The sequence below is a fragment of the Rhodococcus sp. IEGM 1318 genome (genome assembly GCF_033142465.1).
GTDB lineage: Bacteria > Actinomycetota > Actinomycetes > Mycobacteriales > Mycobacteriaceae > Rhodococcus_F > Rhodococcus_F qingshengii_B.
Map to the genome: position 1 here is coordinate 94,308 of NZ_JAWLSC010000004.1, position 17,086 is coordinate 111,393.

The 17,086-nt window shown below is 62.8% G+C and carries 13 protein-coding genes; 8 read left to right on the plus strand and 5 right to left on the minus strand.

Annotation, left to right across the window (positions count from 1 at the left end; genetic code table 11):
• The first annotated feature begins 46 nt into the window (after positions 1-46).
• A complete protein-coding gene (gene leuA, locus R4P65_RS11325; RefSeq protein ID WP_230816577.1) occupies positions 47-1,855 on the plus strand; it encodes a 2-isopropylmalate synthase in 1,809 nt (602 codons plus the stop codon).
• Between the two features lie 240 nt (positions 1,856-2,095).
• On the plus strand, positions 2,096-2,473 hold the full coding sequence (locus R4P65_RS11330) for an SHOCT domain-containing protein (RefSeq protein WP_003943489.1): 378 nt from the start codon (positions 2,096-2,098) through the stop codon (positions 2,471-2,473).
• A gap of 109 nt (positions 2,474-2,582) precedes the next feature.
• Here the strand turns inward: R4P65_RS11330 and R4P65_RS11335 are convergent, their stop codons facing one another.
• Positions 2,583-3,476 carry a LysR family transcriptional regulator gene (locus tag R4P65_RS11335; RefSeq protein ID WP_317826556.1) on the minus strand — a complete coding sequence of 298 codons (894 nt, stop codon included), beginning with the start codon at positions 3,474-3,476 and terminating at the stop codon, positions 2,583-2,585.
• Between the two features lie 108 nt (positions 3,477-3,584).
• On the opposite strand from R4P65_RS11335, the gene R4P65_RS11340 reads away from it, so the two are divergent.
• The 6 genes from R4P65_RS11340 (at position 3,585) to R4P65_RS11365 (ending at position 11,097) form a co-directional block, all read left to right on the plus strand.
• Positions 3,585-4,526, plus strand: a complete 942-nt coding sequence (locus R4P65_RS11340; protein ID WP_317826557.1) for an EamA family transporter — start codon at positions 3,585-3,587, stop codon at positions 4,524-4,526.
• 25 nt (positions 4,527-4,551) lie between these two features.
• Positions 4,552-5,805 (plus strand): Mur ligase family protein, encoded by a 1,254-nt coding sequence (locus R4P65_RS11345; RefSeq protein ID WP_003943457.1) that lies wholly within the window; start codon positions 4,552-4,554, stop codon positions 5,803-5,805.
• Entirely contained in the window at positions 5,798-6,511 is a 714-nt protein-coding gene (locus R4P65_RS11350; protein WP_317826558.1) for a glutamine amidotransferase, read from the plus strand. Before R4P65_RS11345 ends, R4P65_RS11350 begins: the two co-directional genes overlap by 8 nt.
• A 53-nt stretch (positions 6,512-6,564) precedes the next feature.
• On the plus strand, positions 6,565-7,248 hold the full coding sequence (locus R4P65_RS11355) for an IclR family transcriptional regulator (RefSeq protein WP_113683518.1): 684 nt from the start codon (positions 6,565-6,567) through the stop codon (positions 7,246-7,248).
• Between the two features lie 157 nt (positions 7,249-7,405).
• Positions 7,406-9,709: a cytochrome P450/oxidoreductase gene (locus R4P65_RS11360; protein WP_317826805.1), complete on the plus strand. Its 2,304-nt coding sequence runs from the start codon at positions 7,406-7,408 to the stop codon at positions 9,707-9,709.
• Positions 9,710-9,750: 41 nt separating this feature from the next.
• Positions 9,751-11,097 (plus strand): MFS transporter, encoded by a 1,347-nt coding sequence (locus tag R4P65_RS11365; protein ID WP_317826559.1) that lies wholly within the window; start codon positions 9,751-9,753, stop codon positions 11,095-11,097.
• A 182-nt stretch (positions 11,098-11,279) separates the two neighbouring features.
• Here the strand turns inward: R4P65_RS11365 and R4P65_RS11370 are convergent, their stop codons facing one another.
• From R4P65_RS11370 to R4P65_RS11385, 4 genes are all read right to left on the minus strand, one after another.
• The gene (locus tag R4P65_RS11370) at positions 11,280-12,449 is read right to left on the minus strand and encodes a low temperature requirement protein A (RefSeq protein ID WP_317826560.1); all 1,170 of its coding nucleotides are present in this window, start codon (positions 12,447-12,449) and stop codon (positions 11,280-11,282) included.
• Between the two features lie 66 nt (positions 12,450-12,515).
• Positions 12,516-13,643: an acyl-CoA dehydrogenase family protein gene (locus R4P65_RS11375; protein ID WP_317826561.1), complete on the minus strand. Its 1,128-nt coding sequence runs from the start codon at positions 13,641-13,643 to the stop codon at positions 12,516-12,518.
• 1 nt (position 13,644) lies between these two features.
• Positions 13,645-14,850, minus strand: coding sequence for an acyl-CoA dehydrogenase family protein (locus tag R4P65_RS11380; protein ID WP_317826562.1), 1,206 nt, complete (start codon positions 14,848-14,850; stop codon positions 13,645-13,647).
• Positions 14,851-14,867: 17 nt separating this feature from the next.
• Entirely contained in the window at positions 14,868-17,078 is a 2,211-nt protein-coding gene (locus R4P65_RS11385; RefSeq protein ID WP_317826563.1) for an acyl-CoA dehydrogenase, read from the minus strand.
• Between the last annotated feature and the right edge of the window lie 8 nt (positions 17,079-17,086).

Genomic DNA, 17,086 nt, shown 5'->3' on the forward strand with positions numbered 1-17,086 from the left:
ACCAACAGGTCATCAGGCCGGGTCCACAATCCTGGAGATCACACCCATGTCCCCCGCTGACGCATTCACCACCGGCACTCGCACCATCACCCCGCCCACGAAGCCGGCACCTTCCGACCAGCCTGCGTGGAACACGCAGAAGAACTCGTCGATGCCGACGTTCCGCTACCGCCCGTTCGCCGAAGAGGTCGAGACAGTCACGCTGCCCGACCGCACCTGGCCGGACAAGATCATCGACCGAGCACCCCAGTGGTGTGCCGTTGACCTGCGCGACGGCAACCAGGCGCTGATCGATCCGATGAGCCCGGCGCGCAAGCGTCGTATGTTCGATCTCCTGGTTCGCATGGGCTACAAGGAGATCGAGGTCGGCTTCCCGTCCGCGAGCCAGACGGACTTCGATTTCGTTCGCGAGATCATCGAGGACGGCGCCATCCCGTCCGATGTCACCATCCAGGTGCTGACGCAGTCGCGTCCCGAGCTGATCAAGCGCACGTTCGAGGCTTGTGAAGGTGCCGAGAACGCGATCGTGCACTTCTACAACTCCACCTCGATCCTGCAGCGCCGCGTCGTGTTCCGCGCCGACAAGGACACGATCAAGAAGATCGCCACCGACGCCGCCGAGCTGGTCCTGGCCGAGTCCAAGAAGTACCCGGACACGAACTGGCGCTGGGAGTACTCCCCCGAGTCCTACACCGGCACCGAGCTCGAGTACGCCAAGGAAGTATGTGACGCAGTCACCGAAACCCTGGGTGCGACGCCTGCCAACCCGGTCATCCTGAACCTGCCTGCCACCGTCGAGATGGCTACGCCCAACGTGTACGCCGACTCCATCGAGTGGATGCACCGCAACCTGGCTCGCCGCGATTCGGTCATCCTGTCGCTGCACCCCCACAACGACCGCGGCACCGGCGTCGCTGCAGCCGAGCTGGGCTACCAGGCCGGCGCAGACCGCATCGAAGGCTGCCTGTTCGGCAACGGTGAGCGCACCGGCAACGTCTGCCTGGTGACCCTCGCTCTGAACATGTTCACGCGCGGCGTCGACCCGCAGATCGATTTCTCGAACATCGACGAAATCCGTCGCACGGTCGAGTACTGCAACCAGCTGCCCGTCCACGAGCGTCATCCGTACGGCGGCGACCTGGTCTACACCGCATTCTCCGGCAGCCACCAGGACGCCATCAACAAGGGCCTCGACGCCATGAAGGTCGACGCCGACAGCCAGAACTCCGACGTCGACGACATTCTCTGGCAGGTCCCCTACCTGCCGATCGACCCGAAGGACGTCGGCCGCAGCTACGAGGCAGTCATCCGCGTGAACTCGCAGTCCGGCAAGGGCGGCGTCGCGTACATCATGAAGGCCGATCACGGTCTGGTGCTGCCGCGTCGTCTGCAGGTCGAGTTCTCGCAGTCGGTTCAGAAGATCACCGACGGTGAGGGCGGCGAGGTTTCGCCGAAGGAAATGTGGGACGTCTTCCACGAGGAGTACCTCGCTCCCATCACCCCGCTCGAGCGCATGAAGCAGAAGGTCACCGCGTCCGAGGAAGACGGCGGCACCGATGCGATCACCGCGATCGTCAAGGTCAACGGCAAGGAGCAGGAGATCTCGGGCACCGGCAACGGCCCGCTCGCTGCCTTCGTCGACGCGCTGGGGAGCATCAACTTCGACGTTCGTGTCCTCGACTACTCCGAGCACGCGATGTCCGCCGGTGACGACGCCCAGGCCGCGGCCTACGTCGAGTGCGCAGTGACGAGCCCGGAGGGTCAGAGCACCGTCGTCTGGGGTGTGGGTATCGCCACGTCGATCACGACGGCCTCGCTGCGCGCTGTGGTCTCGGCAGTGAACCGCGCCAGCTGACACTCAGCTCCTGACTCGTGAACAATCCCTGGTCTCACCCGATTTTCGGGTGGGACCAGGGTCGTTTTCAGGGCACTGAAGATTTTCGGTCCATGTTTTCGATTCGGCATGACATTGGTCCCGAAAGAGTCGGTTAGCGACGTTAACAAAAAGAATTCACCCATCGAGGATGATGCAGACCGCACGTGCGCGTGAGATAGTCAGCTCAGACAAATCCGACTTGTGAAATGGAGCTCGACAATGGATTCCTTTTGGGACTTCCTCTGGCTGATCATCATCAGCTTCGCGTTCATCGCATACTTGATCCTGCTCTTCTCGATCATCACCGACCTGTTCCGCGATCACAAGACCTCCGGATGGGTGAAGGCAATCTGGATCGTCTTCCTGTTCTTCATTCCGCTGCTCACCTCGCTCGTCTACCTGATCGTTCGCAGTGACGGAATGGCACAGCGGTCCCTCGAGGCTGCGCAGCAGGTCAAGAACGCGCAGGACAGCTACATCCGTGAGGTTGCCGGAAAGTCCCCGGCCGAATCCATCGCAGATGCAAAGGCTCTTCTCGACGCCGGCACCATCAGCGAAGAAGAATTCGCAGCACTGAAGGCCAAGGCTCTCGCCTGATACCGGCCCTCACTAAGAGGCACTCACTAATCCGTGAGGATTGCACTACCGAAACGGGAGCGACACTAATCGTGTCGCTCCCGTTTTGTGTTCATTCACCAACAGCCGTTCATTCACCAACAGCACGTGCGACGTCACGAAAGGCGTCGAGAACCACTCCGATTGCCGGGCTGCGGTCAGAATGTAATCGAGTTGCCAATTCATAAACGCGTGCAGCGCGCACTCCCGCGACCGGTTTCCGCGACACTCCGGGGTGCGTGATGGCGTAACGCGGCATCAAAGCCACGCCATGACCCGCCGCCACCAACTCTTCGATCACCCGGAAATCGTTTATCCGATGAGCGACGCGAGGCTGAACCCCCGTGACGGAGGCGACCGACAACAGAACGTCGTCGACCGGAAATCCGCCGCGCACGCTTATCCAGTTCTCATCGGCCAATTGTTCCAACCGAACCGAATCCTGCTCGGCGAGTGGATGATCAGGCCGCAGCACCAGATCGATCGGTTCACGCATCAGCGGTTGCACGCTGACCCGGGGAAACGACGTCTCGGCTCCGCGTTCGTCACGGTGAGTGAGGATCACATCATGATCGGCCAACAGCCCAGGGACGGCCGACGCCGGTTTGTCGACGTCGTAGGCGTCGATGTCCACGTCCGAGTTCTTCAGAGCCGTCAGGACACCGGGCAGCAGGAGTGCCGCACCGGAAGGAAAGAACGCGACTCGCACCTTGCCGCGCGGCGAGCCTCGGTACGACGCCATCTCCTCTGCTGCCCGGTCGAGCGCCGCCACCACGTCATCGGCGCGGAGCACCAGCGCTCGACCCGCGTCGGTGAGGCGCAGCGTGCGCCCGTCCGGCTCGAGGAGCGAGACCCCCGCTTCTCGTCCGAGAATCTTGAGTTGTTGCGAGACGGCGGACGGCGTCATCGACAGAGCGAGAGCAGTGGCGCCGACAGTTCCTCGATCGGCGAGCTCGCGGAGGATTCGCAAGCGTGTGGCGTCCATCTAATGACCAGCTTCTCTGTAGCGCCCTGCATCCATGTAGCAAAACTACATGGATAGTGCATCTATATTCGCTTGATCTGATGCTTTGTACGGCTCACGATGAACGTCATGACTCCCCGCGACCGTCTCCTCGGCCTGACCGTGATCGTCTTGTGGGGTCTGAACTTCCTGTCCATTCGCGTCGGCCTGGATCATTTCCCGCCGTTCTTCTTCGCTGCGCTGCGGTTTCTGATCATCGCGATTCCGGTCGTCATCTTCGTACCGCGTCCGCAGGTACCCCTCCGTTGGCTGTTGCTGTACGGATTCGGTTTCGGATTCGGCCAGTTCGTCTTCCTCTTCTGGGCGATGCATTCGGGGATGCCGACGGGTCTTGCATCACTGGTTCTGCAGTCGTCAGCGCCGTTCACCGTCATACTCGGCGCGTTTCTGCTCCGCGAGAAGCTCAGCGTCTGGCAGGTCTCCGGGATCGCCGTCGCCGTCGCCGGTATGTCCTTGATCGGCTGGGACCGCTCGCACCATGCGGCACTGTTGCCCGTGATCCTCACGCTCCTCGGCGGTCTGTCCTGGGCGTTCGGCAATCTCGGCAGCCGCTTGGCCGCGGCGAACACCGTCGGCGAGCCTGCACCGATGCGTTTGATGTTGTGGATGTGTGTCATCCCGCCGTTGCCGATGCTCGCACTGTCAGCCGTGGTCGAAGGCCCAACCGTCGGCTGGCACGCACTCGGCACCGCATTCAGCGCCGACACCTGGCCGTCGCTGGTCGGGCTGGCCTACATCATCGTGCTCGGCACCATCGCCGGATCCGGGCTCTGGACGATGCTCATGGGCCGCTATCCCGCCGGCGTGGTGGCGCCGCTCTCCTTGCTGGTGCCGGTAGTGGGAATCGGCGCGTCCTGGCTGTTCCTGCACGAGGATCCGAGCCCGTTGTCACTGGTCGGGGCGGTCATCGTGATCGCCGGAGCGAGTGCCGCACAGATGAGGCGTAAGCCCACGAACACTGTTTTCTCTGACACACCTGCAGCCTCACCACCGGCGCGACTCGGCGTCTGACGACGCCCTGTGCCAAACTCGGGCCGTGGGAACTGGACTATCGATCACAGCGCGCGGAAAGCTCGCCATGCGAGCTGCCGCAGCAGCATCTTGGGCATCGCAGAAAGCCGGTCGCGGCAAGGGCTCGATGATCGGCGGGTTGATCGCCCTCAAGATCGACCCGACGCTCATGACTCAGCTCGGACGCGGCAAGCGCACCGTCGTGGTCACCGGCACCAACGGCAAGTCTACGACCACGCGTATGACCGCCGCAGCGCTCGCGACACTCGGTGACGTCGCCACGCAGGCCGACGGCGCAAACATGGATGCCGGGATCGTGGCCGCTCTGGCCGCGCGCACGGACGCGACGCTGGCAGCACTCGAGGTCGACGAACTGCACGTCCCCCACGTAGCCGACGCCGTGAACCCGGAAGTGATCGTGCTGCTCAACCTCAGCCGCGATCAGCTCGACCGGGTCGGCGAGATCAACATGATCGAGCGGAAGCTCCGCGCGTGCGTCAATGCTCATCCGAACGCGGTGATCGTCGCCAACTGCGATGACGTACTTGTCACCTCCGTGGCATACGACGCCACCAACGTCGTGTGGGTTGCTGCCGGCGGCGGCTGGGCCGGCGATTCCGTCAGCTGCCCGCGCACCGGCGAACCCATCGTGTGGGAGGGAAAGCACTGGCGCAGTACCGGTTCCGACTTCGCGCGGCCTGAGCCGACCTGGTGGCTCGACGACGACAATCTCTACGGCCCCGACGGCCTGAAGATTCCGATGACGTTGACTCTCCCCGGAAAAGCCAACCGCGGTAACGCAGCTCAGGCAGTAGCGGCAGCAGCAGCTTTGGGCGCAGATCCGGTCGGGGCAGTTGCCGCCGCGTCGACGGTCCAAGAAGTCGCCGGTCGATACAGCACCGTCGAGGTCGGACCGCACTCCGTTCACATGCTGCTCGCGAAAAATCCCGCTGGTTGGCAGGAAGCGCTGTCGATGATCGATCCCACGGTGGACGGACTCGTGATCGCAGTGAACGGTCAGGTGCCGGACGGCGAGGACCTCTCCTGGCTGTGGGACGTGAAGTTCGAGCACTTCGAAGGCGTCAAGGTAGTGGCCGCCGGCGAACGCGGAACTGATCTAGCAGTTCGCCTCACGTACGCTGGCGTAGAGCACACCCTCGATCCGGATCCGTTGCGCGCCATCGCTTCCTGCCCTCCCGGACGTGTGGAGGTACTGGCGAACTACACAGCCTTCCGTGATCTCAACACCGCCATCGCGAAGGAGTCTCGCAATGTCTGACTCGACAGTTCGCATCGGTCTGGTACTCCCCGACGTGATGGGTACCTACGGTGACGGCGGCAATGCCCTGATCCTGCGTCAGCGTCTGCGGATGCGCGGCTACGACGCTGAAATCGTGGACATTACCCTCAGCGATCCGGTCCCCGATTCGCTCGACGTGTACACGTTGGGTGGCGCCGAGGATTCCGCTCAGCGCCTCGCAACGCGTCACCTCGCGAAATACCCTGGCCTGCAACACGCCGCTGAGCGTGGCGCACCGGTTCTGGCGATCTGCGCCGCCATTCAGGTGCTCGGTAACTGGTACGAAACCTCCAGCGGCGAACGCGTCGAAGGTGTCTCGATGCTCGACGTCACGACCTCACCGCAAGAGAAGCGCTCCATCGGCGAAGTCATCACGAAGCCGCTGATCGACGGACTCACCGCACCCCTCTCCGGGTTCGAGAACCACCGCGGCGGAACAACTCTGGGCAGCTCGGCCTCCGGATTTGCACGGGTCACCCATGGTGTCGGAAATGGCGTCGGCGACGGCTTCGAAGGCGTCGTACAGGGTTCGGTGATCGGGACGTACATGCACGGACCCGCCTTGGCCCGGAATCCGGAACTCGCAGACCTCCTACTCATGCGGGCATTGGGCGTCGACGAGCTCGAACCCCTGCACCTACCCGAGGTCGACAAGCTCCGCAAGGAGCGACTCGCGATTCGCTGATCTCTGGCAACGCAAAGTCGGACACGGACCGCCCGCCCACGAACAGGACGCCAATGAGTACCCTGCAAACTCTGGATCGTGGGCTGCGTGCGCTCGACATCATTGCTCAGTTCCCGGCCGGGATTTCGGTTGCGGACCTTGCTCGTGAGCTCGACGTGCACCGGGCCATCTGCTATCGCATCGTTTCGACACTCGAAGCACATTCGCTGGTCGCTCGGATCGAGGACGGACGAATTCGACTTGGTGTCGGAGCCGCGGTTCTTGGTTCTTGCTTCGAGCCACAGCTCAACCGGGACGGGCAGTCCCTACTCCACTCACTGGCAAACTCCACGCGCGCAACCGCCTTCATATCCGTTGCGCAAGGCCAGGATTGCGTTGTACTGATGGTCGCCGAACCCGAAGACACACTCATCCGGGTGGGATACAGAACCGGCACGCGGCACCCCCTCGACAAGGGTGCTGCCGGGATCGCGATATTGGCCCTGCGCCCCGAAGCTGCATCTGATTCCGAAGAGGTCAAACAGGCGCGCAAGGACGGATACAGCCTGACTTTGGGGCAACTCGAGCACGGCGCCATCGGCATTGCGTCCGGGATTGCACTGCCTGAGAAGCTCGGAGCGGCTACGAACCTCGAGCGCAGCGTCGGCGTCGTGGCGATCAACGGTCTCGACACCGAACTCGCTGCCCAAGCCGTGATGACCACGGCGCGAGAACTCGAACGCCTCATTTCTGCCTGATCGTTCCGTCGGCGAAATCTTCGCCCGACTGTGTTTTTCAGCCATCTTGACCTTTGAATGTGACCTCCCTTACCCTGTGCAAAGTGCGCTCAAGGCACACTATGTGCGCTATTAGTAACTTCACAGTTCAGGACGGTTTATAGAGATGTCAGAAGTCATGAACGGATGCCCGATCGATCATGCGGCTCTTAACTCGGGATGTCCGGTATCCGGAAAGGCAGCCGACTTCAATCCCTTCGGCGGCGACTACCAGGTGGACCCCGCTGCGTCGCTGCGCTGGTCGCGTGACGAGGAGCCCGTGTTCTTCAGTCCCGAGATCGGCTACTGGGTCGTCACCCGTTATTCGGACGTCAAGGCCGTCTTCCGCGATAACATCCTGTTCTCGCCGTCCATCGCACTGGAGAAGATCACCCCTGTCTCGGAGGAAGCCACCGCCACCCTCGCCAAGTACGACTATGCGATGTCGCGCACCCTGGTGAACGAAGACGAGCCCGCGCACATGCCGCGTCGCCGCGCATTGATGGATCCGTTCACACCGGCGGAACTCGTGCACCACGAGCCGATGGTTCGTCGCCTCGTCCGCGAGTACGTCGACCGCTTCGTGGACTCCGGCAAGGTCGACCTCGTCGACGAAATGCTGTGGGAGGTCCCGCTCACCGTCGCGCTGCACTTCCTCGGCGTGCCGGAGGAGGACATGGACGACCTTCGCAAGTACTCGATCGCGCACACCGTCAACACCTGGGGACGACCCGCACCCGAGGAACAGGTCGCGGTCGCCGAAGCCGTAGGCAAATTCTGGCAGTACGCAGGCACTGTGCTCGAAAAGATGCGCAAGGATCCCTCCGGCCACGGCTGGATGCCGTACGGTCTCCGCGTCCAGAAGGAACAACCGGAGGTCGTCACCGACTCCTATCTGCACTCGATGATGATGGCGGGAATCGTTGCCGCCCATGAGACCACCGCCAACGCGTCAGCCAACGCATTCCGCTTGCTGCTCGAAAACCGGAGCGTGTGGCAGGAGATCTGCGAGGATCCCAGTCTGATCGCGAACGCCGTCGAGGAGTGCCTGCGGCACTCAGGCTCAGTTGCCGCGTGGCGCCGACTGGCCACTGCCGACACCCGAATCGGCGGCATCGACATCCCGAAGGGTGCCAAGCTCCTGATCGTCACGTCGTCCGCAAACCGCGACGACCGCCATTTCGAGAGCGGAGACGAGTTCGACATTCGCCGCGAGAACTCGAGCGATCACCTCACTTTCGGCTACGGCAGCCATCAGTGCATGGGCAAGAACCTAGCTCGTATGGAGATGCAGATCTTCCTCGAGGAGATCACCACACGACTCCCACACCTGGAACTGGTCCCCGATCAGGAGTTCACCTACCTACCGAACACCTCATTCAGAGGACCCGATCATGTTTGGGTACAGTGGAATCCGGATGCGAACCCGGAACTCCGCGATGCTTCGATTCTCACGCGAACACAGCCCGTGAAGATCGGTGAGCCGTCCAAGACCAATATCTCGCGCACGGTGCGGGTGGACGCGATCACTCCCGCCGCCGACGGCGTGGTCATGGTGACCCTCTCCGATCCTTCCGGCAAAGCACTTCCGAAGTGGACGCCAGGCGCGCATATCGACATCGATCTCGGCGATCTGACGCGGCAGTACTCGCTCTGCGGCAACTCTCACGATCTGTCCCGCTACGAGATCGCCGTGCGCGAAGAGCCCGAGAGTCGGGGCGGCTCACGGTACGTGCACCACACTCTCGAAGCCGGCCACACCCTCAAGATGCGTGGGCCCCGCAACCATTTCAAGCTCGATCCGGCTGCCGAGCGCTACGTCTTCGTAGCAGGCGGCATCGGAATCACGCCGATCGTGACGATGGCCGATCATGCCAAGGCCGTGGGCAAGGATTACGAGATCCATTACTGCGGAAGCAGTGTCGCCACGATGGCGATGCTCGACAGGCTGAATGCCGATCACAGCGACCGCCTTGTCGTGCATTCCAGCACCGCGGGCAACCGCCTCGACATCACGACAGTGTTCTCCACTGCAACGGCACACACTCAGATCTACTCCTGTGGTCCTGAACGACTGCTCGCCGCGCTCGGGGAGGCTACTGCGCACTGGCCCGAAGACTCGCTGCACGTCGAGCATTTCACCTCCACGCTCGCGACACTCGACCCGTCCAACGAGCACGCGTTCGAGGTTGAACTCCGTGACTCCGGTCTGACAATCCAGGTCGCCGCCGATCAGACCGTCCTCGACGCGTTGCGTGCCTCCAATATCGACATCCCGAGCGATTGCGAGGAAGGCCTGTGCGGATCGTGCGAGGCCCCCGTCCTCGACGGCGAGGTGGATCACCGCGACATGGTGCTCACGAAAACCGAACGCGCTCAGAATAAATCGATGATGACCTGCTGCTCGCGCGCCTGCGGACAGAAGATCTCCCTCGCCCTCTGACCCATCTTTCCCCCATTTCTTCCCGACCCGAAAGGATCCTCATGGGATCACAGACAACCCAGGTCTCCGACCTGGAAGAGCCTCCCGCCAGCGACGCCGTCCCCCGCAGTAGTTTCAAGCGCGTACTGACCGGCAGCATGGCTGGTGCCGTTCTCGAGTGGTATGACTTCGCGATCTACGGCATCCTCGCCGCAACCGTACTGGGGCCGCTTTTCTTCCCGGGCGACAGCGGCGTTGCGAAGCTGCTGCTCGCACTCGCCACCCAGGGCCTGGGCTTCGTCGCCCGGCCGCTCGGCGGCATCGTATTCGGGCACCTCGGCGACAAGTACGGCCGCAAGCCGATGCTGGTGACCACCTTCATTCTGCTGGGTACGGCGACTGCCGCGATCGGCTTGCTGCCCACCTACGAACAGGTGGGCATCTGGGCCACTGTCGGGTTGGTAGTCCTACGCATGATCCAGGGCTTCGCGCTCGGCGGCGAGTTCGGTGCCGCAGTGCTGCTGGTCAGTGAGTACGGCGAACCCAAGCGTCGCGGTTTCTGGGCCTCGTGGCCGCAGGCCGGTGCACCGATGGGTACGGTGCTGGCCACCGTCGTGGTATCGATCCTCGTATTCGCAGTCCCGGACGAGGCGTTCGACCAATGGGGTTGGCGCATCGCCTTTCTGTTCGCGATCCCGCTGCTCGTCATCGGCTTCTGGGTGCGCCGCGGCGTTGAGGAATCGCCTGTGTTCAAGGCCGCACAGGAGCAAGCTGCAAAGGCGCCACAGCAGGAGAACCGCTCGAGCATTCTCGAAGCGTTGTCACGACCGGGCACGGTGCTCATCGGCCTCGGCATGCGCATCGGCGAAAACATCGCTTTCTACGTTTACACGATCTTTGTCATTGCTTACGCCACAACATATTTCGACTTCGAGCGCGGCAACGTCATCATGGCAGTTACCTTCGCCTCGGTGTTCCAGTTCGTTGGCATGATCGGGGGCGGAGCGTGGTCCGACCGGGTCGGCCGACGCCTCGCAATGCTCGTGCCCGCTGTCGTCCTCATGATGTGGGCTCCAGTCTTCTTCTGGCTTGTCCAACTCGAGAGCCTTCCGATGCTGTGGCTCGGTGTGTGCGTCGGAGCACTGTTCCACGGCATGCTCGCCGGCCCGGAAGCAGCCTGGATCACCGAGTTGTTCCCGACCCGCTATCGCTATGCCGGCTCCTCGCTGGTTTTCCAAGGTTCGTCGATCATCGCCGGTGCACCTGCCCCGTTCATCGCCATCTGGCTCATCGAGAACCACGGCGTAGGCATGGTCGTGGGTTACCTGGTGACCACGATGTCGATCACCGTGATCGCACTCTTGGCAAGCCGCGAGACCAAGGGAGTCGACCTCGACAAAGTCGAGTAGTCCCTGCAGCTGAACTCCGAGGATGGCGGGAACGGCAGGAGGTCGATGGACGGACCCACTACGACTTGGTTTGCAGCGCGTCGTCGGGAATCTGGATCTGTGCCTGGGATCTGGATTTTCGACGACGCGAGACTGGACCGGCGGCCCAACTTTGGTCGTCATTTCGAAAACACGCCTGGCGATCAGCACGCGGCAGTACCCTTCGTTCCCTCAGCGAGAACCAATTCCACTGCCAGCAGCGCAGCGCACGCCAGACCGGCCACCAATTCCGGGACGGCGGTGAAAGTGCCGCCGACGATCACCGCAATGGCCACGCCGAACGGCACGAGGGTTCGTACCGAGGAGTCGTGCAGTCGAATGTGAATGAACCACAAGGCTGCGAGGATGACCGCGACCGGCACGGTGACTGCAGCACCCGTCACCAATGCGCTGCCGTCACCGTGATGAGTCCAGAAGTCGACGCGCGAGGCCAACCCGGCACCGATGGCGGCAGCGGCGGCGAAGATGAAGTAGTGACCGAAACCCCAGACGAAGGGTGAGACGTTGTCACCACCGATCACTTCGCCGGCATTGCGTTGGAAGTACAGCCACCACAGGCTGAACACGATCAGGATGCCGCCGATCACGACATAGGTGACCTGCGCTGCCGGATGCTCACCGTCCACGGCGTCCTGAATTGCGATGGTGGTCGAGAGGATCGTCTCGCCCAGAACGATGATGAAGAACAACGAGTACCGCTCAGCGATGTGATGCGGGTGCCACGGCGTCATGCCCGGCTTCTCGGACCAGATCGGAACCGCGAACTCGCACAGAACCAACGCCAAGAACGTCGGGACGTAGATCGCGGACGGCACGAAGTAGAAACCGATCCAACCCATCTGGACCAGAACGATTCCGAGAGCGTATCGACGAGCCGTCAGCGCGTGTTCCGGGTCATTCCGCGAAACCCTGAGCCATTGGATGACCAGGGCTATTCGCATGATGACGTAGCCGACGATGATCAGCAGGGCGTCGTCGTTGAAGAAGCGGACGATGCCGGCGGCCAGAACCAGCGACCCGAGGATCTGGAAGATGGTCAGCAGGCGGGCGATTCCGTCGTCGTTGTCGTACGCCGAGGTGAACCACGTGAAGTTCAGCCACGTCCACCAGATCGCGAAGAACGCCATCGCGAAGTGTCCGACGCCCGAGGCCGCGTGCCCTTCGCTGATCGCATGGTGCAGACCGGTGGCCGCTTGAGCGACCGCCACGACGAAGCAGAGGTCGGTGAGCAGCTCGAGCGGCGTCGCCACCCGATGCGGCTCGTGCGGATCCCGAGGAACCAACGGCCTGATGAACGAACTGGTGCGATTCACGAAGGGCAGAGTAGCGCGATGATTGCCGACGCGCTGCCTGTGACTGGAACCTGCCATCTCAGATATTCACGCCGACGCCCCGATCTGAGCGCGGATTTCCAGCTGATCGGCGAGTTCGGCGCCTATCGCCCCCGCGCTCCCCAAGGTGAAGGCGATCTGGCGTCCCCACAGGAAGTAGCGGTGAATCGGGTAGTCGATATCCGCGCCCATCCCGCCGTGCAGGTGCTGGGTCGCGTGCACCACGCGCAGGCCACCGCGAGACGCCCACCATTTGGCGACCAGTGCCGCTGCTTCCGCTTCACTCTCGACTCCGCTGTCCATCAGCCAGGCAGCGCGATGCGTGGTCAATCTTGTGCTCTCGGTGTCGAGGTACGCGTCGGCGGCCCGGACTGCCACTGCCTGATTGGTCGAGAGCGGGCGACCGAACTGCACTCGCTCCGAGGTGTATTTCGCCGTCATCGCCAGCGCTTCCTCGCAGACGCCGGTAGCCAGGGCCGCCAGCGCGACCCGTGCGCGCCGCAACGTCCAGTCTCGAACCACCGCGCCGTCTGCGGGAAGTGCGTCAGCTGTAGTAACCGCAACCCCGTCGAATTGCACAGCGCTGTTGCTCTCGCGGTTCGTCACCGCAAGCGGTGTACGCACCAGCGCGTCCCGGTCCGTGGGCACGATCATGACGCTGACACTGCCGTCCGGCATCGTCACCGGAACGACCAGCGCGGCCGCGAACTCCGCGGCAGGCACGGAGTCGACGTGGCCTGACAGAACCCAACCGTCAGGCGCCGGTTCGGCGCGAACCGCCGTCTCGGCGTTGTAGCCGGTGTCGAATGCGCCGGTGACGATCACCGAGCCGTCGAGCAGTTCCGGAAGCCACGACGCTTTCTGCTCCGTGCTGCCGAACTCGGAAATCGGCAGCGCCGCCGTGGAAATCACCGACCAGAGCGGCACCTGGGCGACCCGGCGGCCCTGTTGTTCGAGCACCGCGGCCAGGCCGAGCATTCCGAGTCCTGCTCCCCCGACCTCTTCCGGCAGAGCGATTCCCAGAACGTCGGAGTCGGCGAGGAGCTTCCACAGTTCGGCGTCGAAACCGCTGGTGCTCTCCACTTCCCGCAGTCGGTCCACTCCGGACTTCGCCGAGAAGATCGATTCACTCAGATCCCGCACGGCGGACAAGTTGTCGTCGAATTCGAATTCCATGTCAGCTCTTTTCGTTCTGTGCAGCGGGCCGGCGACGCGCAGCAAGCGCCATGCCCAGGCATTTTGCGGCGACAATTTCACGCATCACTTCGTTGGTACCACCACCGAAGGTGTTGTTCTGGGCGCGCCGACCCAGGTTCTCGACCCGCCCTTCCAGTACCGCTCCGGGTGTACCGGGGCGCAGTAAGCCTTTGGCACCCAGCACTTCCTGCAGCATGCCGTACGCACTGACGACGGCTTCGGTACCGAAGATCTTGGCCGCGGCCGAATCCCCGCCGCCCAAGGTGTTGGCGGCGACGTCCGCCACCAGTCGCAGATTCATCAAGTCGGCAGCACAGAGCAGCGCGTAGACCTCTGCCAATTTCTCACGTACCCAGCCGATGTCGTAGACGTGGCCGGCACCGGCGGGTTCGGTCTGTGCCCATTCGACCACCTCGGCAAAGAGCTCGTTGGCGATACCGCCGCGTGCCGCCAGAGCAACACGCTCGTGGTTGAGCTGGTTGGTGATGAGCTTCCACCCCTGATTGAGCTCACCGACGACATTGGCGATCGGCACCCGAACATCTTCGTAATAGGTTGCCGAAGTGCTGATTCCACCCACGGTGTGAATTTCGGTGACCGAGAACCCCGGGGAGTTCGTCGGCACCAGGACCACCGAAATGCCCTGATGCGTCGGCGCGTCAGGATCGGTACGAACGGCAAGCCAGACCCAGTCGGCAAACACACCGGCACTGGTGAAGATCTTGTTGCCGTTGATGACCAGCTCGTCACCCTCGATGCGGGCACGTGTTTCGAGTGCCGCGAGGTCGGTGCCTGCATTGGGCTCGGTGTAGCCGATGGCAAAGATCAACTCGCCCGCCAGAATCGGACGTAGGAAGAAGTCCTTCTGTGCCTGCGTTCCGTGCTTGATCAGCGCTGGGCCAACCGTGTTCAGCGTCACCAGTGACAGCGGCGCATTCGCACGAATCACCTCGTCGTAGAACACGTACAGAGCTTCGGGGTTCTCACCCCGACCGCCGAATTCCTCCGGCCACCCCAAGCCCAGCCAACCGTCTTTACCCATCCGGCGCAGGATGCGATCGAAGACGGGGCCGCCTTCGGTCTGATCCACGAGAGCACGACGATCTTCCTCGTTGATGATCTCTGCGAAATACGCGCGCAATTCCTTGCGCAGAGTCTTCGAATCCTCCGACAAATCCAAATACATGGTGAAGCTCCTAAGATCTACGAACGCGGCAGGCCGAGTACGCGCTGCGCGATCACGTTGAGTTGAATTTCGACAGTTCCGCCGCCGAACAGAATCGAGGGAAGTCCGATGTGGTCTATCGCGTAGTTCGCTGCCGGATCGACAACGGCGGCGCGCGGTCCGAGCAGACGCAGCAGGTCTCGCGAGCCCTCACGTTGCGCCAGCGCGTTGTACACCTTCGAGACGCTGATCTCGGCACCCGGTTCCTGACCCGCCAGTCGCGCCGACACCCCACGCAGATTGATCGCGGACAGCGCCAGTTCACGAGAGATACTGCGGCCGAGGCCTTCCACTGCATCTTCGCGGGGGCAGTCGTGGCTCGCATCGGCAATCACCTGACGAAATTGATCGCTCGAACCGTGGTGGAGTGTGCTGCCCATGCTCAGACGCTCGTTGGACAGTGTTGTCGCAGCCAACTTCCAGCCCTGCCCCGGTTCCGCGACCAGGCAGTCGTCCGGCACGAACACGTCGTCGAGGAATACCTCGTTGAACTCCGACTTACCGGTGGCTTGCTTGAGCGGACGTACGTCGATTCCCTTCGAGGTCATGTCGACCAGGAAGTACGACAGCCCACGATGTTTCGGAGCGTCCGCGTCGGAACGCGCCAGGCAAACTCCCCAATCGGCCTCGTGCGCACCCGAGTTCCACACTTTCTGACCCGACAAGACCCAGCCACCGTCGACCTTGCGGGCTTTGGTACTCAGACCGGCCAGGTCTGATCCCGCGCCCGGCTCACTGAAGAGCTGGCACCAGATGATGTCGGCTCGCAGCGAAGGCTCGATAAACCTGTCCTGCTGCTCGGTGTTGCCGTGTTCGAGAATCGTGGGCAGTACCCATTCCCCGATCACCGTGGACGGTTGAGCCCAACCTCGCATCGCGAATTCGTGTGCGATGACGGCCTGTTCTCTCGGTCCTGCTCCCAGCCCGTACGGCGCCCGATAGTGCGGGGCAACCAGTTTGGCGTCGGCCAATCGGGCGCGTCGAGCACTCCCCTTGGCCGGCGCCCAACTCGCGCTGGTGGTTCCGTCGTCGGGCAGCAGCGCAACCTCGTCCAGAACCCTACGAACCTGCTCTCGTAGCTCCGGCAGCATTTCCGGGTCGCCAAAGGAGAAATCCCGTTCCGAATCGGCAGACCGGCCTCCCAAGGCATGTGCCCACTTCACCTCGGACCCTGCCACCGCCGCGATACTGATCGCCCGGCGCCAGTACAGATGCGCGTCGTGCTCCCAGGTGAATCCGATTCCGCCGAGCAACGTCACACATTCGAGGGCATTCTCGATGCCGACCGGCAGTGCAGCCAACGCAGCTTGAGCCGAGACAAGTTTCTGCTGATCCTCGTCGTGGTCCTCGGATCGAGCCGCATCCCATGCTGCGGCACAGGCAATCTCGGAGCGGACCAGCATCATGGCTGCCTTGTGCTGGACTGCCTGGAAGCTTCCGACCGGACGGCCGAACTGCTGACGGGACTTCACATAGTCGACCGCGGTGCGTAGCGCCCACCCGGCGATACCGCTCGCCTCCGCAGCCAACACCGTGTTGACGATCAGTTCGACTCGGTGGGCCTCGAGACCGTCGACGGTCAGCCCGTCATCGACCTGGTGATCGGTCAAGGTCAGTGTTCCGATCGATCGTGTCAGATCCACTCCGTCTTCGACCTCCACCGCAGCGGAAGGCGACGGTTCGAGCCGGAACCACAACTCGCCGTCTTCGCTGTTCGCCCGCACGAGAACGACATCAGCTCCGGGTAGACCTAGAGCTGGGTCGGCAGAACCGCTCACCGTCCACCCATCGTCGCTTCGAGCCGCGCGCAATCCCGCGCCCGTACAGACTGCTCCGGTTGCACCGGTGGCCAATTCGGTCAGCATTGCTTCCGCAGCCGAGCCTGCGGCTGTTGCGAGAATCCCACTCGCGATGACCGTCGGAACGTACGGTCCCGGATAGAGCGCATCACCCAATTGCTCGACTACCACTGCAAGTTCGGCAAGACCCGCCCCGTCACCACCGTACTGCTCCGGCAGGTGCACTGCGTGCAGGCCCTGACGGACCAACCCATCCCACGAGTCCGGCCGATCACCGGCGCCGTACCTCTTGCCGTTGCTCCGCGTATCGGCGATTCCACCGAAGCGGTTCGCGAATGCGTCCACCGCTTCGGCCAGGTCACGGTGATCTTCGAGCAGGGGTAGTGCCATGGCAGGTT